Below are 20,971 nucleotides of genomic sequence, written 5' to 3' on the forward strand. Positions count from 1 at the left end.
GCTCGGAGGGTCGCCCGGGCACAGCGGTGCATACCCGGACATATACAGCTTAATAGGAGACGCCACGAACGAGCGCGGCAGAGCCAGTCTAATGAAGGACTTCGTGCTGTCTAGCCTTACAAAGCATTAACTTTCTGTCGAAGCGCTGCGGATTTCGTAGGCAGGAGCCTCGTCTCCCAGCAATCTGTCGGCCGCGCTGCGGTGCAACCGGGCCGCCGTGGGATCGCCGAGCCGGTCCAGAGTGTCCGCCAGCCGCAGCTGCAGCGCCGCCTGAAGCCGCACGTCACCGGCGCGCCGGGCCAGCTCCACCGCCTCCCGGCAGGTCTGGAGCGAGTCGTGCGGCCGGCCCGCGTACTCCTGGACCCGGGCGCTCTCGCTGAGCGCCCGCGCCTGGGCCGGCAGGTCCCCGAGCCTGCGGTGGCCGGACGCGGCGGCCCGCCAGTTCCGCAGCGCCTCCCCGTAGCGCCCGGCGTACGTGTGGACCGCGCCGAGCCGCCCGTACAGCCGGGCCTCGTCCGCGCGCTCCCCCTGGGGCAGGCGCTGGGCGAGCGCCCTGCCGTACCAGTCGGCGGCCCGGTGGTAGTCCCCCAGCTGCTCGTACGCACCGCCTACGGATTCCATCGCGCGGCCGGTCGCGTACAGGTCCTTCGCCGCCTTTCCGGCGTCCAGCGCGGCCCGGTAGCGGGTCAGCGCCTCCCGGGTGCGGCCGGTGCGGGCGTCCAGGTCGGCGAGGTTCAGCAGGGCGGCGGCCTGTTCGCGGGGCAGTTCGCGGCGGCGGGCCACGTCCAGGACGAGGCCGTGCAGCCCGTACAGCTCCGGGGCCGCCTCCTCGGTCCCCCGGTGCGCGGCCAGCGCCCGCACCAGGGCCGCCACCAGCCGGCGCGCCAGGGTGTCCAGCTCGCCGTCGGCCACCGCGAGCCGGGCCGAGGCCAGCAGCGCGGGCTGGCGGACCCGCAGCCAGGCGCCCGCCTCCTCGGCGCTGGGGAAGCGCAGCGAGCGGGGCAGCCCGGCCAGCTTGCGGTGGGCGGTGGAGCCCTCCGGCTCGGTGACCGCGCGGCAGGACTGGAGCCGGCGCACGGTCCGCTCCAGCATCCGGGCGCGGGCGAGCTGGATCTCGGCGGGCCGGTCCCGGTCCTCCAGGAGGGCCCGCAGCAGCGGCGCGAGGCAGCCGGGCACCGCGTACAGGGGGTGGACCGCGCCGTCCGTGCGCAGCAGCCCGAGCTTCACGAAGTCGTCGAGCGTGGAGCGGGCGGCGGAGACCGAGCAGCCGGCCAGCGCGGACGCCGTGTGGGCGTCGGCGAGTCCGGCGGGGGCGAGGGCCAGCAGTCGCAGTATCCGGGCGGCGGTCTGCGGCAGGGAGTCGTGGACGAGCCGGAACGCGCGGGCCAGCGGGCGGGCCCCGACGGGCTGCTGTTCCCCGGCGTCGGGCAGTGCGTGCAGCTGCCCGGCCACGTCGGCGACCGAGACCTTGGGGTGGGCGGCGAGCAGACCGCCCATCAGCGTGAGTGCGGCGGGCTGTCCCCCGCACTCCTCGGCCAGCCGCTCAGCGGTGCGCGGGTCGACGGTGACGCGGACCTGCCCGATCGCGCGGGCCAGCAGCCGTACGGCCGCGCCCTTCTCCAGCCCGCCGAGCGTGCAGGGCCGGACGTCGGGGATGCCGGTCAGCGGCCCGGTGGCGGTGGCGACGACCAGGCAGTCCGGGTTCTCCGGGAGCAGCGGGTCGACCTGTTCGGCGTCGGCGGCGTCGTCGAGCACCAGGACGATCCGCCGCACGGCGAGCGCTTCGCGGACCAGCTCGGACAGCTCGTCCCGGTCGGCGCCGGGCGGGACCGGCACGCCGAGGAGGCCGAGGAGTTCACCGGCGGTGCGTTCGGTGGGGACCGGCTCGCCGCCGGGATCGGTGAGGCCGACCCGGAGCACCCCGTCCGGGTAGGCGCCGGTGCCCGTGCCGCGGACGGACCAGGGCAGCGCGCCCGTGGCGGCCGCCGCGGCGCCGACGGCGTCGGTCCCGGTGAGCGCTCCGGCCAGCTCCTCGGCGAGCGCGCTGCGGCCGGAACCGGGGCGGCCGGCGATGAGCAGGACGCGCGCGCGGGGGGCCTTGCGGCCGGCCAGGGTGTCCAGGCCGGCGCGCTCGATGTCCTCCCGCAGCGCCTTCAACTCCCGTTCGCGGCCGAAGAATCGGGATGGGGCTGCGCCGGACGGCTCCTCGGCCCCCGGGGCCGTCGCCGGGCCGCTGGTGTCCACCGCCTGATCGGTCACGAGCCACGCTCCACTTCGCTGCACGCGGTGCCCGCCGGAGCTCCGGCCGGGCGCCTTTCGAGCGTAGTTCAGCGTCGGGGACGATCACCGCGATGCGGGACGGCGGACGGCGAACATCCCCCGATCGGATCAGAATCTCTTCATTCTTTATGAACGATTCTGGTGTCCGATCGGGGGTGGAGCGGCGGGCGGACGGCCCGTCAGGCCTCGAACGGGCGGGCGGGCCAGGGCGCTTCGGCGGGGCGCAGCGAGTCCACGCCGTCGCCCGCGCGGACGGCGGTGAGCGCGAGCACCCCGACGACCAGGCAGTTGTTGTGCAGGTCCCCGGCGATCACCGAGCGGACCAGTTCGTCCAGCGGGACCCGGGCCTGCTCCATGTCGGCTTCCTCCTCGGCGACCGCGTACCGCTCGCCCTCCGCCTCGGAGAGGTCGCGGGCGAGGAAGATCCGCACCGCCTCGTCGCAGCCGCCGGGCGTGGTGTAGACGTCGGTCAGCACCCGCCAGTCCTCGGCCTTGACGTGCGCCTCCTCGTACAGCTCGCGCTGGGCGGCGTGGAGGGGGTTCTCGCCCGGGATGTCGAGCAGTCCGGCCGGGATCTCCCAGAGCCGGTGGCGCACCGGGTGGCGGTACTGCCGCAGGACGAGCACGCGGTCCTCGTCGTCGAGGGCGAGGACGGCGACGGAGCCCGGGTGGACCTGGTAGTCACGGCCGTGGACGGAGCCGTCGGGCATCACCACCTGGTCGGTGCGGACGCTGGTCTTGTTGCCGGTGAAGGGCGTCACCGTCGCGGTGACCTGCCACTCCTCGGGCGTGTCCTGGATACCCATGTGCGTACGTCCTCCCACGAACCAAAAGGAAACCGGGGCACCGATCCGCAGCGGATCCGTACCCCGGTCAACCGTAATGCCTCGGTGTTACGCCTCCGCGCCGTCCGCGGCGGCGACCTGGCGCGCGACGGCGGCCTTCACCAGACCCGCGAAGAGCGGGTGCGGGCGGGTCGGGCGGGAGCGCAGCTCGGGGTGCGCCTGGGTGGCGACGAGGTAGGGGTGCGTCTCGCGCGGGTACTCGACGTACTCGACGAGCTTGTTGTCCGGGGAGGTGCCGGAGAAGACCAGCCCGGCCTTCTTCTCCAGCTCGGACCGGTAGGCGTTGTTGACCTCGTAGCGGTGGCGGTGGCGCTCCTCCACGTAGGGCTGGCCGTCGTACGCCTCGCGTACGAGGGAGCCCTCGGCGAGCTTGGCCGGGTAGAGGCCGAGCCGCATGGTGCCGCCGAGGTCGCCGGCGCCCTCGACGTAGGCGAGCTGCTCCTCCATCGTCGAGATGACGGGGTGGGAGGTGGCGGCGTCGAACTCGGTGGAGTTGGCGTCGGGGATCTCGGCGAGCGAGCGCGCCGCCTCGATCACGATGCACTGGAGGCCGAGGCAGAGGCCGAGGAGCGGGACCTTGTTCTCGCGGGCGTAGCGGATCGCGCCGACCTTGCCGTCGACCCCGCGCTCGCCGAAGCCGCCCGGGATGCAGATCGCGTCGACGTCGCCGAGGTGCTCGGCGGCGCCGGCCGCGGTGCGGCAGTCGTCGGAGGTGACCCACTTGACCTTGACCCGGGCCTTGTTGGCGAAGCCGCCCGCGCGGATCGCCTCGGTGACCGAGAGGTAGGCGTCGGGCAGGTCGATGTACTTGCCGACCAGGGCGACGGTGACCTCGTGGTCGGGGTTGTGGACCCGGTCCAGCAGGTCGTCCCAGGTCGTCCAGTCGACGTCGCGGAACGGCAGGTCGAGCTTGCGCACGACGTAGGCGTCCAGGCCCTCGGTGTGCAGCACCTTGGGGATGTCGTAGATCGACTTGGCGTCGATCGCGGCCACGACGGCCGCCTCGTCCACGTCGCACATCAGGGAGATCTTGCGCTTGATGGCGGTGGGGACCTCGCGGTCGGCGCGCAGCACGATGGCGTCGGGCTGGATGCCGATGTTGCGCAGGGCGGCCACGGAGTGCTGGGTGGGCTTGGTCTTCAGCTCGCCGGAGGGGCCGATGTAGGGCAGCAGCGAGATGTGCACGACGAAGACGTTGTCGCGGCCGACCTCGTGGCGGACCTGGCGGACGGTCTCCAGGAACGGCAGCGACTCGATGTCGCCGACCGTGCCGCCGACCTCGGTGATGACGACGTCCACGTCGTCGGTGGCCATGCGGCGGATGCGGTGCTTGATCTCGTTGGTGATGTGCGGGATGACCTGCACGGTGTCGCCCAGGTACTCGCCGCGCCGCTCCTTGGCGATGACCTGCGAGTAGACCTGGCCGGTGGTCACGTTGGCGGAGCCGTCGAGGTCCACGTCGAGGAAGCGCTCGTAGTGGCCGATGTCCAGGTCGGTCTCGGCGCCGTCGTTGGTGACGAACACCTCACCATGCTGGAACGGGTTCATCGTGCCGGGGTCGACGTTGAGGTAGGGGTCGAGCTTCTGCATGGTGACCCGCAGACCGCGAGCCTTGAGCAGGGCACCCAGGCTGGAGGCAGTCAGACCCTTGCCGAGGGAGGAGGCGACACCCCCGGTGACGAAGATGTGCTTGGTCGTCGTGGATGTGGGCTGCATAGCCAAAGGGGGCTCCCGTGGTCGCGATTCTGAGGTGCGTACCGGCCACCGAGCCGGGGATTCCGGGGTGCCGTCGCTGCGGTTCGGGGGCCTCGTCCGCTCTCGCGAACGACCACCGGTCCACGGGCTACCAGGGTAACAGCGACGCGAGGAGGCTGCTTCCGGCCACACCCTCCACAGAGAGGTCACACCATCACCGCAGGCGTTTCACGTCCCACTCGATCGGGTCAGAGATCTTGCGGAGACCGTCGCGCGGATCTTGTTGCTGCGTCGTATCCTGCTCAAACACTCGCTGCCGAGACGGCCGGGCGACGGCACCATCCAAGGCCGCTCCACCGGTACAGGACTCGTCGGATCTTCCCGGGTGAAAGACCCTACGACCCCCTTGACCCGCAGTAAGCGCCCTGTGACAGGGCGACATGGCCGTTCGACTGGAGATACACGTGGCCGGGCGCATCGAGGATTACGCACTCATCGGAGACATGCAGACCGCCGCCCTGGTCTGCCGGGACGGCACAGCGGACTGGCTGTGCCTTCCCCGCTTCGATTCCCACGCCGTTTTCGCGGGCCTGCTGGGCACCGAGGAGCACGGCTTCTGGCGCCTGGGCCCCGCGAGAGCGGAAGGAACAGAACCGGCCAGGGCCGACCGGCGGCGGTATCGCGGCGACTCCCTCGTCCTGGAGTCGGAGTGGGACACCCCGCGCGGCACCGTACGGGTGACCGATTTCATGCCCCCGCGTGACGGCGCCCCGCAGCTCATCCGCATCGTGGAGGGCGTCAGCGGCCGGGTGCCGATGCGCTCGGAGCTGCGGATGCGTTTTAGCTACGGCCGGGTGACCCCGTGGGTGCACAAGGTCGACAACCGCACGGTCGCCGTCGCCGGACCGGACTCGGTCTGGCTGGACACCGAGGCGGACACGTACGGCAAGAACCTGACCACCTACTCCGACTTCACCGTCGGCCCCGGTGACCGGGTGGCCTTCACCATCAGCTGGCAGCCCTCGCACCACGAGCCGCCGGCCCTCCCGGAGCCCGAGAACTCCCTGGAGGCGACCGAGCTGTTCTGGCGCGAATGGGTCGATCAGTGTACGTACCACGGGCCCTACCGGGAGGCGGTCGTCCGCTCCCTGATCACGCTCAAGGCCCTCACGTACGCGCCGACCGGCGGCATCGTCGCGGCCCCCACCACATCGCTGCCCGAGGAGATCGGGGGCGTACGGAACTGGGACTACCGCTACACCTGGCTGCGGGACGCCGCGATCACCCTCTCCTCGCTGCTGCGCACCGGATACCGCGAGGAGGCCCGCGCCTGGCGCGAGTGGCTGCTGCGTGCGGTGGCCGGCGACCCGGAGAACCTCCAGATCATGTACGGCATCGCCGGTGAGCGCGAGCTCGGCGAGGCGGAGCTGGACTGGCTGCCCGGGTACGAGAACTCCACCCCGGTCCGCGTCGGCAACGGCGCCGCCAACCAGCTCCAGCTCGACGTGTACGGCGAGGTCACCGAGGCGCTGCACCTGGCGCACATGACGGGTCTGACGCGCAACGACTACGCCATGGGCCTCCAGCTCAAGCTGATCGAGTACCTGGAGAAGCACTGGGAGGAGCCCGACGAGGGCATCTGGGAGGTGCGCGGGCCGCGCCGCCACTTCGTGCACTCCAAGGTGATGGCGTGGGTCGCGGTCGACCGGACGATCAAGCTGGTCGAGTCCGGCGACGTCGAGGGCCCGCTGGAGCGGTGGCGCGAGCTGCGCGACGAGATCCACCGGGACGTCTGCGAGCGCGGCTACGACCAGGAGCGCAACACCTTCACCCAGTCCTACGGGTCGAAGGAACTGGACGCCTCCCTGCTGCTCATCCCGCAGATGGGCTTCCTGCCGCCGGACGACAAGCGGGTCATCGGCACGATCGAGGCGATCCAGCGGGAGCTTTCCACGGAGGACGGCTTCATCCTGCGCTATCCGACGGAGGGTGAGGACGCGGGCGTCGACGGTCTGGCGGGCGACGAGGGCGCGTTCCTGGCCTGCTCGTTCTGGATGGCCGACGATCTCGCGATGATCGGCCGGGTCGACGAGGCGCGGCGGCTCTTCGAGAAGCTGCTGTCGCTCCGCAACGACCTGGGCCTGCTGGCCGAGGAGTGGGATTCCCACCTCCAGCGGCAGGTCGGCAACTTCCCGCAGGCTTTCAGCCACGTCCCGCTGATCGACACCGCCCTGCGGCTGACGGCGAGCGGCGCGTACGTCGGCTGACCCGGGCTCTGCGAGAAGGCCGCCCCCGGCCCGGTGCCGGGGGCGGCCTTCGTCGTGTCCGGCCCGGTCGCTTCCCGGGCTCGCTCAGGGGGCGGTGAGGGGTTCGGCCCCGTACGCCCGGTGGAGCAGGTCCAGGAAGCGCGGGGCCGCGGGCAGGTCCGTGGCCCCGATCCGGTGGACGGGCACGCCCGGCGTCCAGGAGTTCATGACGACGGCTCCGGCGAGGGCGGGCAGATCGGCGGGGGTGACGTCGACGGTCCGCTGGGCGATCCCGAGCGTTCCGAGCCGGCGGCGGACGATGCCCTGGGTCGTCCCGGTCAGCATGTCGGCCCGGGGCCACACCACCGCCTCGCCGTCCCAGAAGGCCAGGTTCCAGATGGTCGCCTCGCTGAACCGGCCCGCCCGGTCGAGGAACGCGGCGTCGTCGAACCCGTCGGCGGCGGCCTGCCGCAGGAGATGCGTCTTGGCCACCTCCCCGACGTGCTTGACGTGCGGCAGGTACCGCTCGTGCCCGACCGCCGTGAGGGCGAGCGGGCCGTCCGGGCCGGTGGCGGCCGGGCCGGTGCGCACCAGCAGCGCGAGGCCGGCGTCGGCGGCGGTGAACTCGCCGGCCGGGGAGTGCACGGTGGCCGTCAGCGAGAGGTCGGCCGGTCCGTCGCGCAGCGCCGTACGCAGCCGGGAGCGCACCAGTTCCTCGGGCAGGGCCCGGCCGAACAGCTCCACGGACGCGGACCGCAGCCGCTCCAGATGGAGGTCGAGGCCGCGGAACCGGCCGTCGCGGACCTGCGCGGCGGTGAAGTGGGCGTGGCCCGCGAAGGCGAGCGCGGCGAGGTCGGCGGCGGTGGCGGGGCGGCCGTCGAGGTGCGTGATGTACGGGGAATCTTCGCTCATGGCACGGACGTTAGGGTCTGACACCGGTGGCAAGGTCAAGAGCGGACGGGGCACGGGCACATGCTGATCGGGGAGTTGTCCCGGCGGACGGGGGCCAGCGCACGGTCGCTGCGCCACTACGAGGCACAGGGGCTGCTGACGGCGCGGCGCGGGACCAACGGCTACCGCGCCTTCGACGAGGACGCGGTCCGCACCGTGGGACAGATCCGCGCGCTGCTGCGGGCGGGGCTGTCCACCGAGGTGATCCGCCGGGTCCTGCCGTGCAGCCGGGGCGACCGGGGCTTCGACTGGTGCGCGGAGCTGCGGGAGATCCTGGACGGCGAACTGGCGGTCATGGACGAGCGGATCGAGGCGCTGCGGCTCAGCCGGGGAGCGCTGGCGGGGCTGTTGGGCGACGGCTGAGGGAGCCGCTTCCGGCCCTCGCGGCCGAGAGGGTGTTCCGGGCCCCTCGCCGAGGGGGTGCGTTCCGGGCCCCTCGGCGGCGTCCGCCTCCGGGCCCCTCCCCCACGTCGTACCCGTGCGGGTGCCCTCCCCGCCGCTCGTTACCTGCCAGTACGCATCCCCTGCGGTGTGCGTCACACTTCCCGGGCGGTAGCGTCCTGAACAGGACGGTCTGTTTCCGGACAGTCCGCACAGGACGACCGCCCGGCCGCCGGACAGCGCCGGGCCGGGCACTACGGAAAGCGGGCCGGGTACGTGGAGAGCCACAGCGGGATCACCGTGCAGCGGGCGCTGGAGCTGCCGGGGCTGCGCGCCGGACTGCCGGAGGTGGTGGCCGGCGCCGACCGGCTGAACCGCACGGTGCGCTGGGTCCACGCGGGCGAGGTCCCCAACATCGCCTCCCTCCTCAAGGGCGGCGAGCTGCTCCTGACGACCGGGCTGGGCCTCGGCACCCGCCCCGCCGAACAGCGCGCCTTCGTCCACCGCCTCGCCGACCGGGGCATCGCGGCCCTGGTGGTGGAGCTGGGACCGCGTTTCGGCCGGCTGCCCGCCTCCATCGTGGACGCGGCCCGCGCGGCGGGTCTCCCGCTGGTGCAGCTGCACCGGGAGGTGCCGTTCGTCGCGGTGACCGAGGAGGTGCACACCGAGATCGTCAACGGGCACTACGCCCTGCTCCAGCAGGCGGAGGAGGTGCACCGGCGCGCCACCCGGGCGCTGCTCGACGGGGGCGGGGTGCCGCAGGTCCTCGGGATCCTCGCCGACTTCACCGCCAACCCGGTCTTCCTGGAGACCCCCGACGGCCGCCTCCTGTACGCGGCGTCGACCGGGACCGGGCCGGTGGGCGCGGACCCGCTCCAGGTCTGGGAGGGGATGCGCGGTGACCGGGCGGCCCGGGAGAGCCCGCCGGCCGGCGCGGTGCTGGTGGACGTGCCGGGCGGCGGGCCGGAGACCGGCGCGGTACGGGCGCGGCTGGTGCTGCTCGCGGTGGCCGGGCCGCTGGCGACCGTGCACCGCATGGCGGCGGAGCGGGCGGCGGGACTCCTCGCCGTCGTGCTGATGCAGGCCCGGCAGGAGGAGGAGCTGGCCGCCCGGGGCCGGGGCGACTTCCTGACCGACCTCGCGGAGGGCCGGATCGCCGCGGAGGACGCCCCGGCGCAGGCCCGGGTGCTCGGCTTCCGGCCCGGGGAGGCCCCGCTGCTGCCGGTGGTGATGCGGCTGACCCCCGAGCTGTCCCCCTCGGGCAACTGGTCGCTGCTTGCCCGTGCGGTCCTGGAGGAGCTGGCCTCGGTCGGCGTACCGGTGCTGCTGGGCGTACGCCCGGTGGAGGGGCGGGTTCCGCTGCTGCTGGGGCTGCGTTCGGAGGGCGAGCGCACGGCGGTCGCGGACCGGGTGGCGGCGGCGCTGCGGGCGGGCGTGGAGCGGGCCGGACTGGACCGGGCCGGTTCGCGGTCACCGGTGGTCGTCGTGGGCGTCGCGGGCGGCTGGGGGGCGGCGGGCGCGGGGCTGCGGCACGCCTCGGAGACGGCGACGGCCGCGCAGGGCCTGGACGACCGCTCCTGGTACGACGCCCGGCGCCTGGACATCGACCTGCTGCTGTGGCGGCTGCGGGACCATCCGGATCTGGCGGCGTTCGTGGACCGGGCGATCGGTCCGCTGCGCGAGCACGACCGCGTCTCGCGCCCGCCGCTGCTCCCGACCCTCCAGGCGTATCTGGCGCACGCGGGCCGCAAGGCGGAGACCGCCCGCGAACTGCACCTCAACCGCCAGACGCTCTACAACCGGCTGGCCCGGATCGGCGAGCTGCTGGGCACGGACCTGGACGATCCGGAGGCGGTGCTGGCGCTGAGCCTGGCTCTGCGGGCCCGCCGCCACACCAACTGACCCGTCAGAAGGCTCCCGTGGGCCGCGCCCGCCCCGTTCAGCGATCGCGTCCGGCGGCCAGGGGCTGGGCCAACTCGTCGTAGACGCTGAGCACATGGGCGATCGTGTCGTCCTCGGTGGGCCAGCCGGCCGCCTGCGCCCGCCCGGCCCCGGCGAGCCGGGCGCGCTCCGCCGGCTCCTCGATCAGCCGTACGACGGCACGGGCGAGGGCCTCGGCGTTCCCGTACGGCACCAGTTCGGCCGCCCCGCCGACCAGCTCGGGGGTGCCGCCGACGGCGGTGGCGACCAGCGGGACTCCGGCGCGCAGCGCCTCCTGGGCGAACCGGGAGCGCCCCTCCCACCGGCTCGGCAGCAGCGCCAGGTCGGCGGCGGCGAGCAACTCCCCCGGCTCCTCGCCGGGATCGACGAGGCTGACGGGCAGCTCCTCGTTCCGGATGCGCCGTCGCAGCGCGTCCCGCTCCCGCCCCTCCCCCGCGACGACGAGCAGCGGCTCGGGGTCCAGGTCCCGCCAGAGGCGGGCAGCGTCCAGCAGGGTGGTGAAGCCGTGCTGCGGTACGAGGTTGCCGGCGGCGACCAGCAACGGCCGCTCGACCGCGCCGAGTTCGGCCCGCATCTTGTCCACTCCGATGCCGTTCCCCGCCGGGCCGGGGTTGACCGCGCGCGGCGGCGGAACGGTGAGCGGGGCGAGGCGGGCGTCGCGCGCGCCCCGCTCGCGGGCGAGGTCGACCAGGTCGGAGGTGGGCGCGAGGACCACGGCGGCGGCTCGCGCGGCGCGCCGTTCCAGCAGGTGCAGGATCTGGCGGCGGGCCCCTTCCGCGTACCGCCGGGTGTGCCAGGTCACCACCAGGGGCACGGAGCGTCCGCTCAGCGCGAGGGCGGTGCGGGCGGCCGCGTGGAGGCCGTGGGCGTGGACGACGTCCGCCCCCGTGCAGGCGGCCCGCAGGGCGGCGACGGCGGCCGGGTCGCTGCGCCGGGGCACCGGGAGGAACTGCGACCCGGCGGCCGTGAAGTCGTGGGCGCTGTCCACCGCTTGCGGGGCGCAGACGGTCACCCGCACCCCGCGCGCCACCAGCCCGGCGGCCAGCGAACCGACGTGCGCGCTGCTGCCCGCACTGCCGCCGCCCAGGACTTGGACCGTACGCAGTTGTGACACGTTGATCGGCTCCCCGGGGCTCCCGAGTCGGCGGAAAGGACAGCGCCAAGGATGCCAGTCCGTACGCACGTCCGGTGCCGCCGTAACGTTGCTGCATCGCCCCCGGCGGCAACCAACCGCGCCGCACCACCCTTGCGAGTGAATTTCAAGGCGTGGCGTTGCCATCAGACGCCCGATCGAGCCCGCAGCCCGCCCGATCCCGCCCGGTCGCCCGACGCCCGGTCCGATCACGCCCACCGGCCCGATCACGCCCACCGGCCCGACGCCCGACCGCCCGATCACGCCCGCCCGCTCGACGCCCGGCCGCCCGATCACGCCTGCCTGACCGCTGCCCGGCCTCCGTGCCCGCCGCACCGGACACATGCGCGCCCGCACCCGCGGAAAAGGGGCCCGCCCGCGGGCGCGCCCCTCCCCTCGCGTCCGGGCCGGTCGCCCGCCGTGCGATGCGGCCGACCGGTCCGGACGCTCAGCCGTCCGCGCGCGCCGTGGCCAGCAGCTCCTCGGCGTGGGCGCGGGCCGTCTCGGAGTCCTCCTGGCCCGCGAGCATCCGGGACAGCTCCCGTACCCGGTCCTCGCCCTCCAGGACAGTGACGCCGCTGCGGGTCACGGAGCCGTCCACGGTCTTCTCGACCAGCAGCTGCCGGTCCGCGAAGGCCGCCACCTGTGGAAGATGGGTCACGACGACGACCTGCGCGGACCTGGCCAGCTTGGCGAGCCGCCGGCCCACCTCGACCGCCGCCTTGCCGCCGACGCCCGCGTCGACCTCGTCGAAGAGGTACGTCGGCACGGGGTCGGAGCCCGCGAAGACGACCTCGACCGCGAGCATCACCCGGGACAGCTCACCGCCCGACGCGCCCTTGGCGATCGGCCGGGGCTGGGCCCCCGGGTGCGGGGCGAGCAGCAGCTCGACCTCGTCCGCTCCGGACGGACCGTAGACGACGCTGCGTCCGCCGATGTCGATGCCGGACGCCTCGTCCGCCGCCTCGGTCTGCCGGATGGCGAAGGAGACCCGGGCGTGCGGCATGGCCAGCGAGGCCAGCTCCTCGGTCACCGCCTCGGCGAACCGGGCGGCGGCCTCCGTCCGCGCGTCGGTCAACGCCTGGCCGAGGACCGAGAGTTCGGCCCGCAGCCCGTCGCGCTCGGCGGTCAGCTCGGAGATCCGCTCGTCGTCGCCCTCCAGCTCGGTGAGCCGGCCCGCGTTCTCCTGGGCCCAGGCGAGCACGGCCGTGATGTCCTCGCCGTACTTCCGGGTCAGGGCGGTCAGCGCGGCCCGGCGCTCCTCCACGACGGCCAGCCGCAGTGGATCGGCGTCGAGCTGATCGGCGTACCCGGCCAGCTCCCCGGAGACGTCGGCGAGCAGGATCGAGATCTCCCCGACCCGGTCCGCCAGCGCGGCGAGCGCCGGGTCGTGGGCCCGGACCCCGTCCAGGGCCTGCCCGGCGGCGGCGACCACCGTGGTGGCGTCGACGCTCTCCGGGTCCTCCGGGTTCCCCGCCAGCGCGGTGTGCGCGAGGGAGGCCGCGGAGGCGAGGGCCTCGGCGTGCCCGAGCCGCTCCGCCTCGGCGGCCAGCTCGACGTCCTCCCCCGGCAGCGGCTCCACGGCGGCGACCTCGTTCAGCCCGAACCTCAGCAGATCCGCCTCCTGGGCCCGCTCCCGGGCCCGGGTGGTCAGCTCCTCCAGCTCGGTGGCGACGGCCCGCAGCCGCCGGTAGGCCGCCGCGTACTTGGCGTGCGGGACCTCCACCCCGTCCCCGGCGTACCGATCGAGGGCGCCGCGCTGCCGCGCCGGCTTGAGCAGCCCCTGCTGGTCGGTCTGGCCGTGCACGGCGACGAGTTCGTCCGCCAGCTCGGTGAGGACCCCCACCGGCACGGACCGGCCGCCGAGGTGGGCGCGTGAGCGCCCCTCGGCCGAAACGGTACGGCTGATGAGCAGCGCGCCGTCGTCCAGCTCCGCACCGGCCTCCTCGGCCCGCAGCGCCGCCGCGTCGCCCTCGGACACGGTGATCCGGCCCTCGACGACGGCGGCCTTGGCCCCGATCCGTACGAGGGCGGGGTCAGCGCGCCCGCCGAGCAGCAGCCCGAGGCTCGTGACGACCATGGTCTTGCCCGCGCCGGTCTCACCGGTGACCGCGGTGAAACCGGGTGACAGCTCCACCACCGCGTCGTCGATGACTCCGAGCGACCGTATCCGCATCTCCTCCAACACGGACATGACCTTACGAGGTTCCCGACCGCATGCGCGACGGCCCCCGTCCCGGGATTCACTCTCCCGAGGGTTCCGGGGCCGGAGGCGGAGGCCGCGCGGAGACGACACGAAGGCCGTGCGAAGGCCCTGCGGAGACCGGCCGGAAGCGGCCTCCGACGTCAGTGGGGCGCGCCCCGCCACCCCGACACGGGCAGCGCGAACTTCGCCACCAGCCGGTCGGTGAACGACGCCTGGTGCAGCCGCGCGAGCCGTACGGGCACCGCGCCGCGCCGCACCTCGACCCGCGCGCCGGAGGGCAGCTCCACCGTCCGCCGGCCGTCGCACCACAGCACCCCGTGCGGGGTGTGCGGCTGCACCTCGACCGCGAGCACGGACGTGGGCGAGGTCACCAGCGGCTTGGCGAACAGGGCGTGGGCGCTGATCGGGACCATCAGCAGCGCCTCGACCTCGGGCCAGACCACGGGCCCGCCCGCCGAGAAGGCGTACGCGGTCGAACCGGTCGGGGTGGCGCAGACGATCCCGTCGCAGCCGAAGCCGGTGACCGGGCGGCCGTCGATCTCCAGGACCACTTCGAGCATCCGCTCGGGCGACACCTTCTGCACGGCCGCCTCGTTGAGCGCCCAGTCCGTGTGCACGACCTCGCCGTTGCTGTGCACGAGGACGTCGATCGTCATCCGCTCCTCGACCTCGTAGTCGCGGGAGACCACCCGGGAGACCACCCGGTCGAGGTCGTCCCGTTCGGCTTCGGCGAGGAAGCCGACGCGTCCGAGGTTGACGCCGAGCATCGGCACCCCGGAGGCCCGGGAGAACTCGGCGCCGCGCAGCAGGGTGCCGTCACCGCCGAGGACGATCAGCAGCTCGCAGCCGTCCACGGCGGCGGGGCTGGTGTCCGTGACCGTCTCCACGGTGTCCGGGAGCGGCAGGTCGGCCGCCTCGGTCGCCAGGACCCGCACGCCGAGTCCGTTGCGCAGGAGGCCCTGCACCACGAGTTCGGCGCTGCGGATCGCGGCCGGACGGCCGGTGTGCGCCAAAAGGAAGACTGTTCGTGCCGCATTCGTCGTCAACGAGGCCCCTCCGCCACTGCACGGTCGACATCCGCGGGGTCCGGCTCGGGTGCGCCGGCCCGCAGCCACAGAAAGTACTCGACGTTCCCCGACGGGCCGGGCAGCGGACTGGCCGTCACCCCCCGTACGCCGAGGCCGAGTTCCCAGGCGCGCCGGGCCACTTCCCGGACCGCCTCGGCGCGCAGTTCGGGGCTGCGCACCACTCCGCCGCTGCCGAGCCGCTCCTTGCCGACCTCGAACTGCGGCTTGACCATGAGGACCAGGTCCGCGTCGGGCCCGGCGCACCGGGCGAGGGCGGGCAGGACGAGACCCAGCGGGATGAAGGACAGGTCCCCCACCACCAGATCCACCGGCTCCCCGTCGATGGCCTCCAGCGTCAGCTCCCGCACGTTGGTGCGGTCCTTGACGACGACCCGTTCGTCGGACTGCAGGGACCAGGCGAGCTGCCCGTAGCCCACGTCCACGGCGACGACCTGCCGGGCCCCGGCGCGCAGCAGCACATCGGTGAACCCGCCGGTGGAGGCTCCGGCGTCCAGCGCCCGCCGCCCCTCCACCTCCAGCCCGAGCGGGGTGAAGGCGGCGAGCGCCCCCGCCAGCTTGTGGCCGCCGCGCGAGACGTAGTCGGGGTCGTCGTCGTCCTTCGTGACGACGATCGCGGCGGCCGTCTCGACCTGGGTGGCGGGTTTGGTCGCGGTGGTGCGGCCGACGGTGACGCGCCCCGCGGCGATCAGCTGGCTCGCGTGCTCCCGCGAGCGGGCGAGCTTGCGGCGTACCAGCTCGGCGTCGAGGCGGCGACGTGCCACTCCTGCCACGTTCGGTTCAGCTCCTGTTGTCGTGACGCGTGTCGTGCGTGCGGTGCGAAGGGGCGGGCCCCGGGCGTACGGGGCCGGGCGCGGCGTCCGCCGGACGGGAGTCCAGCGAGGTCAGCTCGGCCCGCAGCCCGCGGTGTACATCCTCGTACACCTCGATGTGTCCGTCGGCCGGGAGGTGGTCGGCATCGGCCAGCCGCTCCAGCCGGGCGTCCACGGCGGCGTGCCCGGTGGGGGTCCGTACGACTCCGAGGGGCGCGGGCTCGGCGGGCTCGAAGGAGCGCGCGCCGGACAGCCCGGCCGCCCCGTCCTCGCCGGGCCCGGCCGGCTCCTCGCCCACCGGATCGTCGGGCGTGCTCACGGGCGGGGTCCCCGCCTCCGGCGTCCAGTCGCTCATGCCGAAACGCTACCGCGACCGGGCGGTGTACCGTCGAGCACGATGGCGACCATGGCGGAGTGCCGCAGCGCACTCGACACACTCTCCGACAACCTCGCGGCTCCCGACGGCGACGTGCGCGGCGCGGCTGCTCTGAACCGCTCGCTGAGCTGTCACATCAAGGATCTGGACATCACGTTCACCGGCCGGCTGGCCGACGGCCGGATCGAGGTGCGGGACACGCTGGAAGGGCCGCCGCGGGAGAAGGCCGAGATCAGGCTCGCGATGACGAGCGACGATCTGGTGGCGCTGGTGGACGGCGACCTCAACTTCGCGAAGGCGTGGGCAGCGGGCCGCGTACGCCTGGAGGCGGGCTTCCGGGACCTGCTGAAGCTGAAATCGCTGCTGTAGGAGCGCTCACGGCCCACCGGGCGTCGGGCCCGGCAGGTACGTCCGTCCGGTGGGGGCGGGCGCCCCGGCCGTCGGCACCTCCGGACGGCGAGCTTCCGTACGCTGGACCGCCGGCCCCCCGTACGCTCAGGCGGCGACCTTCCGCGCCTTGCGTGCCGCCGGGACGACCAGCGGCGTCCCGGTCTCCGGATCGTCGATCACCTGGCAGCGCATCCCGAAGACCCGCTCCACCAACGCCGCGTCCACGACGTCCGAGGGCGGCCCCTCCGCGACGATCGCCCCGTCCCGCATCGCGATGAGGTGCGTGGCGTACCGGGCGGCGTGGTTCAGGTCGTGGAGCACGGCGACCAGCGTGCGGCCCTGCGTCTCGTGCAGTTCCGCGCAGAGGTCGAGGACGTCGATCTGGTGCTGGATGTCGAGGTACGTCGTCGGCTCGTCGAGCAGCAGCAGCGGCGTCTGCTGGGCCAGCGCCATGGCGATCCACACGCGCTGGCGCTGACCGCCCGACAGCTCGTCCACGTAGCGGTCGGCCAGCTCGGCGACGCCGGTGGACTCCATGGACTCCTCGACCACCCGCTCGTCCTCCGGCGACCACTGGCGCAGCAGCCCCTGGTGGGGGTAGCGGCCGCGGGCGACGAGGTCGGCGACGGTGATCCCGTCCGGGGCTATGGAGGTTTGCGGCAGCAGCCCCAGGGTCCGGGCGACCTTCTTCGCGGGCAGCTGGTGGATGGCCTGCCCGTCCAGCAGCACCTGGCCCCGGCTGGGCTTGAGCATCCGGGCGAGGGCGCGCAGCAGCGTCGACTTGCCGCAGGCGTTCGGGCCGACGATCACGGTGAAGGAGTTGTCGGGGATCTCCACCGAGAGGTTCTCGGCGATGACCCGCTGGTCGTAGCCGAGGGTCACCGATTCTGCGGTGAGGCGCTGCATGGTCGTACTCCCGGAGTCGGTGAGGTGGAGCGGCGCGGGGCACGGGCGGACCACCGCGCAGCACCAGGTTAGGTTAACCTATCCTCCCCGTCGCTCCCCTGGCCCCGGGCATCGACGCGAACGGTCGCCCCGGCCCCAACGCCCGTGCCCGCCAAGGCCCGTCCGGTCCTGATCCGCCGGACGTGCCCCAGGGGTGCCGGGAGCGTTTCAGAGGCCGAGCCGGGCGATGGCCTTCGCCGCCTCCAGGTCGCATCCGTCCGCACCGGCGAACGTCCAGGCCGCGGCGCAGAGGGCCCGCAGGCCGTCGAGCGCGTCGCCCCCGTCCTCGCCGCCGCCCGCGGTCTCCAGCACCAGACGGTCCCCGCGTACGGCGGCCGTCCAGTCACCGCAGCGGAATCCCTCCCCTGCCGCCACCACCTCGGGCTGCCCGGTGAGGAGTCCCCGCAGGTCCCGGTCCACGTAGGTCGGGCGGTGCTGCGGCGGTGCGGCGAGGAGAAGGCCCGCGTCGGTCACCCCGGTCAGGACGAGCAGCGAGTCGACTCCCCCGTTGAACGCGCCCTCGATGTCGGTGTCCAGCCGGTCCCCGACGACGAGCGGCCGCTCGGCCCCGGTCCGCAGGACGGTCTCGCGGTGCATCGGAGGCAGCGGCTTCCCGGCGACCTGCGGCTCGGCCCCGGTGGCGATCCGTACGACCTCGACGGCGGCGCCGTTGCCGGGTGCGATGCCCCGGGCGCTCGGGATGGTCAGGTCGGTGTTGGACGCGAACCACGGGAGCCCGCGCCGGACCGCGTAGCTCGCCTCGGCGAACCGCCCCCACGCCATGTCCGGCCCGCCGTAGCCCTGGACCACGGCGGCGGGGTCGTCGTCCGCCGACTCCACCGGCACGAGACCGCGCTCGCGCAGCGCGACCCGCAGCCCCTCGCCGCCGATCGCGAGGACCCGCGCGCCCGGCGGCAGCTGATCGGCGACCAGCCGGGCGACGGCCTGCGCGGAGGTGATCACGTCGGAGGGTTCGGCGGGCGCCCCCAGCTCCGTCAGGTGCTCCGCCACGGCGTCCGGTGTCCGCAGCGCGTTGTTGGTGACGTACGCCAGGTGCATGCCCCCGGCCCGCGCCTCCGCCAGCGCCTCGACGGCGTACGCGATGGCCTCCCCGCCCGCGTAGACGACCCCGTCGAGGTCGAGGAGGGCCGTGTCGTACGCCTCGTTCAGTGCCGTACCGCTCCCCGAAGGCCGAGACCTGTGGTGCTGGTGGCTCATATGGTTCGCTCCTCTTTGCTCTGTTTCCGCCCCGGCCGTCATGGGTGCCCCCCGCGCACATACGATGCCCTGATGATGACTTCAGGTCCCGTCGCGCAGGGGCTGCGGCTGATCCCGTTCCGCGGACTGCGTTACGTCCCCGAGCGGGTCGGCAGTCTCGCCGCCGTGACCTCGCCCCCGTACGACGTGGTCGTCCGGCCCGACGGGCTGCACCATCTGGAGTGCGCGGATCCGCACAACATCGTGCGTCTCATCCTCCCTCAGGCCGACACGGCGCGGGACCGGCACCGGCAGGCGGCGGCGACCCTGGGCCGCTGGCTGGCCGACGGGGTCATCGCCCCGGACCCGGAGCCGGTGCTGTACGTCTACGAGCAGAGCGACGGCGAGATCCTCCAGCGGGGTCTGATCGGCGCGCTGGCGCTCTCGCCCGCCGAGGACGGCGTCGTCCTGCCGCACGAGGACGTCATGGACGACGTCGTCGCGGACCGTGCGGAGCTGATGCGGACGACGGGGGCCCATCTGGAGCCGCTGCTGCTGACCTATCGCGGCGACGCGGGCGAGCCGGCCGGGGCGGCGGCCGTGATCGAGCGCACGGCGGCGCGCGAGCCGCTGCTCGCCACCACGACGGAGGACGGTTTCCGGCACCGGCTCTGGGCCGTGACGGACCCGGCAGACCGGGCCGAGGCCGAGGCGGACCTCGCCCGCCGGCAGGCGCTCATCGCGGACGGCCACCACCGGTGGGCCACCTATCTGCGGCTCCAGCGGGAGGAGACCGCTCCCGGGCCGTGGGACTACGGTCTCGTCCTCCTGGTCGACACGGTCCGCCATCCGCTCCGGGTCCGCGCCATCCACCGTCTTCTGCGCGGCCTGCCGCTCTCGCGGGCGCTGAAGGCCCTGCACGGCCTCTTCCGCGTCGAGCGGATCGACGGCCCGCTTCCCCGCGCCCTGGAGGCGCTGGCCGGGGCCGCCGCACAGGGCAACGCGTTCCTGCTCGCCGGCGACGGCGGCTTCCATCTGGTGGACCGCCCCGATCCGGCCCTGCTGACCCGTACGGTCCGGGCGGACCGTCCCGAGGCGTGGCGCACCCTGGACGCGACGGTCCTGCACGCGGCGCTGCTCGACGAGGTGTGGGACGTCCCGGACGCCCCCGAGCACATCGGCTACATCCACGACACCGCGGCCGCCGTCGAACAGGCGGAACGCCTGGGCGCCACGGCGGTCCTGATGCACCCCGTACGCGAAGAGGTCGTCCGGGACCTGGCGCGGCAGGGTGTGACGATGCCGCGCAAGTCGACGTCGTTCGGCCCGAAGCCGGCCACGGGCCTGGTCATGCGGAGCCTGGCGCTCGACTGACGCGACCGGCGCGCGGAGAACGCGAAGAGGGCGGCGGCTCCGATCGGAGCCGCCGCCCTCCGGCGTACGGGCCGGCCTCAGCCGTCAGTTCGCGGCCGGGCGGTCCTGCTCGTCGCGGCCCTCGGGCGCGGACCCGGTCTCGTCGTCCGCCTCCGCCGCGTGAGCCGTGCCGGACGGGTCCGCCGTGTCCGCCTCCTCGTCGAGTACGTCGACGAACTCCACGCCGTCGAGCTCGGCGAGGCGGTCGGACGCGTCGGTGGAACCGTCCTTGTCGGCCTCCAGCGCCTTCCCGAACCACTCCCGTGCCTCGTCCTCGCGCCCGACCTCCAGCAGGGCATCCGCATAGGCGTACCGCAGGCGGGCGGTCCACGGCTGGACGGAGTGCGACGCCAGCTCGGAGCTCTGGAGCGTCACGATGGCGGCGTCGATCTGCCCCATGTCACGGCGCGCCCCGGCGGCCACCAGCCGCATCTCGACCTGGCCGGCCTTGTCCAGCTTCTGCACCTCGGGCTCGCCGGCCATCGCCAGCGCCTTCTCGGGTCGGCCGAGACCGCGCTCGCAGTCCGCCATGACGGGCCACAGCTCCACGGACCCGGTCATCCGCCGGGCCGCCCGGAACTCGGCGAGCGCCTCGGAGTACTTCTGCGTCGCGTACGCCGCGAACCCGGCCGCCTCCCGCACGGCGGCGACGCGGGACGCGAGCCGCAGGGCGATACGGGAGTACGCGTACGCCTCCTCAGGGTCCTCGTCGATCAGCCGGGCCACCATGACGAGGTTGCGCGCGACGTCCTCGGCGAGGGTCTTCGGCAGGCTCATGAGCTCCTGGCGCACGTCCTTGTCGATCTCGTCGCCCGTGACGTCCTCCGGAATCGGCAGCCGCTTGATCGGCTCACGGTCCCGGTCGCGGTCGTCGCGGCGGAAGCCCCCGCGGTCGCGGTCGTCGCGCTGCCCGCCGCGGTATCCGCCCCGGCTCCGGTCGCCACCCCGGTCGTCACGGCGGAAGCCGCCGCCCCGGTTGTCGTCGCGGCGGAAGCCGCCACCGGAGGGCCGGTCGTCGTCACGGCGCGGGCCGCGGGGGCGGTCGTCGCGCCGGTCGAAGCCGCCACGGCCACCCC

17 protein-coding genes are annotated in these 20,971 nt (G+C 74.1%); 5 read left to right on the forward strand and 12 right to left on the reverse strand.

All coding sequences use genetic code 11. The features are described 5' to 3' along the window. Positions 1–126 precede the first annotated feature (126 nt). The 3 genes from IF19_RS0117565 to pyrG form a co-directional block, all read right to left on the reverse strand. Positions 127–2,259 carry an ATP-binding protein gene (locus IF19_RS0117565; protein ID WP_030290024.1) on the reverse strand — a complete coding sequence of 711 codons (2,133 nt, stop codon included), beginning with the start codon at positions 2,257–2,259 and terminating at the stop codon, positions 127–129. A 200-nt stretch (positions 2,260–2,459) separates the two neighbouring features. Further along, the gene (locus IF19_RS0117570) at positions 2,460–3,086 is read right to left on the reverse strand and encodes an NUDIX domain-containing protein (RefSeq protein ID WP_030114297.1); all 627 of its coding nucleotides are present in this window, start codon (positions 3,084–3,086) and stop codon (positions 2,460–2,462) included. An 87-nt stretch (positions 3,087–3,173) separates the two neighbouring features. Continuing rightward, positions 3,174–4,841, reverse strand: coding sequence for a CTP synthase (gene pyrG / locus IF19_RS0117575; protein WP_030114298.1), 1,668 nt, complete (start codon positions 4,839–4,841; stop codon positions 3,174–3,176). A gap of 419 nt (positions 4,842–5,260) precedes the next feature. Between pyrG and IF19_RS0117580 the strand changes: the two genes are divergently transcribed. Continuing rightward, entirely contained in the window at positions 5,261–7,087 is a 1,827-nt protein-coding gene (locus IF19_RS0117580) for a glycoside hydrolase family 15 protein (protein ID WP_097901175.1), read from the forward strand. An 84-nt stretch (positions 7,088–7,171) separates the two neighbouring features. Here IF19_RS0117580 and IF19_RS0117585 read toward each other — a convergent pair whose 3' ends face one another. Next, positions 7,172–7,978 (reverse strand): aminotransferase class IV, encoded by an 807-nt coding sequence (locus IF19_RS0117585; RefSeq protein ID WP_030114300.1) that lies wholly within the window; start codon positions 7,976–7,978, stop codon positions 7,172–7,174. Positions 7,979–8,038: 60 nt separating this feature from the next. Between IF19_RS0117585 and IF19_RS0117590 the strand changes: the two genes are divergently transcribed. Both IF19_RS0117590 and IF19_RS0117595 read left to right on the forward strand, forming a co-directional pair. Further along, positions 8,039–8,380 carry a MerR family transcriptional regulator gene (locus tag IF19_RS0117590; RefSeq protein ID WP_030114301.1) on the forward strand — a complete coding sequence of 114 codons (342 nt, stop codon included), beginning with the start codon at positions 8,039–8,041 and terminating at the stop codon, positions 8,378–8,380. Positions 8,381–8,674: 294 nt separating this feature from the next. Further along, a complete protein-coding gene (locus tag IF19_RS0117595) occupies positions 8,675–10,300 on the forward strand; it encodes a PucR family transcriptional regulator (RefSeq protein ID WP_030114302.1) in 1,626 nt (541 codons plus the stop codon). Between the two features lie 37 nt (positions 10,301–10,337). On the opposite strand, the gene IF19_RS0117600 is transcribed toward IF19_RS0117595, so the two are convergent. From IF19_RS0117600 to IF19_RS0117625, 5 genes are all read right to left on the reverse strand, one after another. Next, complete coding sequence (locus IF19_RS0117600; RefSeq protein ID WP_030114303.1) at positions 10,338–11,453, reverse strand: glycosyltransferase family 4 protein; 1,116 nt, start codon at positions 11,451–11,453, stop codon at positions 10,338–10,340. A 466-nt stretch (positions 11,454–11,919) separates the two neighbouring features. Continuing rightward, complete coding sequence (recN, locus tag IF19_RS0117605) at positions 11,920–13,665, reverse strand: DNA repair protein RecN (protein ID WP_030120473.1); 1,746 nt, start codon at positions 13,663–13,665, stop codon at positions 11,920–11,922. Positions 13,666–13,817: 152 nt separating this feature from the next. Continuing rightward, the gene (locus tag IF19_RS0117615; RefSeq protein WP_030114305.1) at positions 13,818–14,723 is read right to left on the reverse strand and encodes an NAD kinase; all 906 of its coding nucleotides are present in this window, start codon (positions 14,721–14,723) and stop codon (positions 13,818–13,820) included. After that, positions 14,720–15,535 carry a TlyA family RNA methyltransferase gene (locus IF19_RS0117620; RefSeq protein WP_030192135.1) on the reverse strand — a complete coding sequence of 272 codons (816 nt, stop codon included), beginning with the start codon at positions 15,533–15,535 and terminating at the stop codon, positions 14,720–14,722. The genes IF19_RS0117615 and IF19_RS0117620 overlap by 4 nt, the downstream gene beginning before the upstream one ends. 7 nt (positions 15,536–15,542) lie before the next feature. Then, positions 15,543–15,929, reverse strand: a complete 387-nt coding sequence (locus IF19_RS0117625) for a hypothetical protein (protein WP_030114307.1) — start codon at positions 15,927–15,929, stop codon at positions 15,543–15,545. 42 nt (positions 15,930–15,971) lie between these two features. On the opposite strand from IF19_RS0117625, the gene IF19_RS0117630 reads away from it, so the two are divergent. Continuing rightward, on the forward strand, positions 15,972–16,319 hold the full coding sequence (locus IF19_RS0117630) for an SCP2 sterol-binding domain-containing protein (protein WP_030114308.1): 348 nt from the start codon (positions 15,972–15,974) through the stop codon (positions 16,317–16,319). A gap of 126 nt (positions 16,320–16,445) precedes the next feature. On the opposite strand, the gene IF19_RS0117635 is transcribed toward IF19_RS0117630, so the two are convergent. Further along, positions 16,446–17,246: an ABC transporter ATP-binding protein gene (locus tag IF19_RS0117635; protein ID WP_030114309.1), complete on the reverse strand. Its 801-nt coding sequence runs from the start codon at positions 17,244–17,246 to the stop codon at positions 16,446–16,448. Positions 17,247–17,453: 207 nt separating this feature from the next. Continuing rightward, complete coding sequence (locus IF19_RS0117640; RefSeq protein WP_030276403.1) at positions 17,454–18,503, reverse strand: HAD-IIA family hydrolase; 1,050 nt, start codon at positions 18,501–18,503, stop codon at positions 17,454–17,456. Between the two features lie 72 nt (positions 18,504–18,575). Between IF19_RS0117640 and IF19_RS0117645 the strand changes: the two genes are divergently transcribed. Beyond that, a complete protein-coding gene (locus IF19_RS0117645) occupies positions 18,576–19,856 on the forward strand; it encodes a DUF1015 family protein (protein WP_030276405.1) in 1,281 nt (426 codons plus the stop codon). Positions 19,857–19,940: 84 nt separating this feature from the next. Here the strand turns inward: IF19_RS0117645 and IF19_RS0117650 are convergent, their stop codons facing one another. Then, a complete protein-coding gene (locus tag IF19_RS0117650) occupies positions 19,941–20,672 on the reverse strand; it encodes a tetratricopeptide repeat protein (protein WP_030114313.1) in 732 nt (243 codons plus the stop codon). Between the last annotated feature and the right edge of the window lie 299 nt (positions 20,673–20,971).

It is taken from the genome of Streptomyces californicus, from assembly GCF_000717645.1.
GTDB lineage: Bacteria > Actinomycetota > Actinomycetes > Streptomycetales > Streptomycetaceae > Streptomyces > Streptomyces californicus.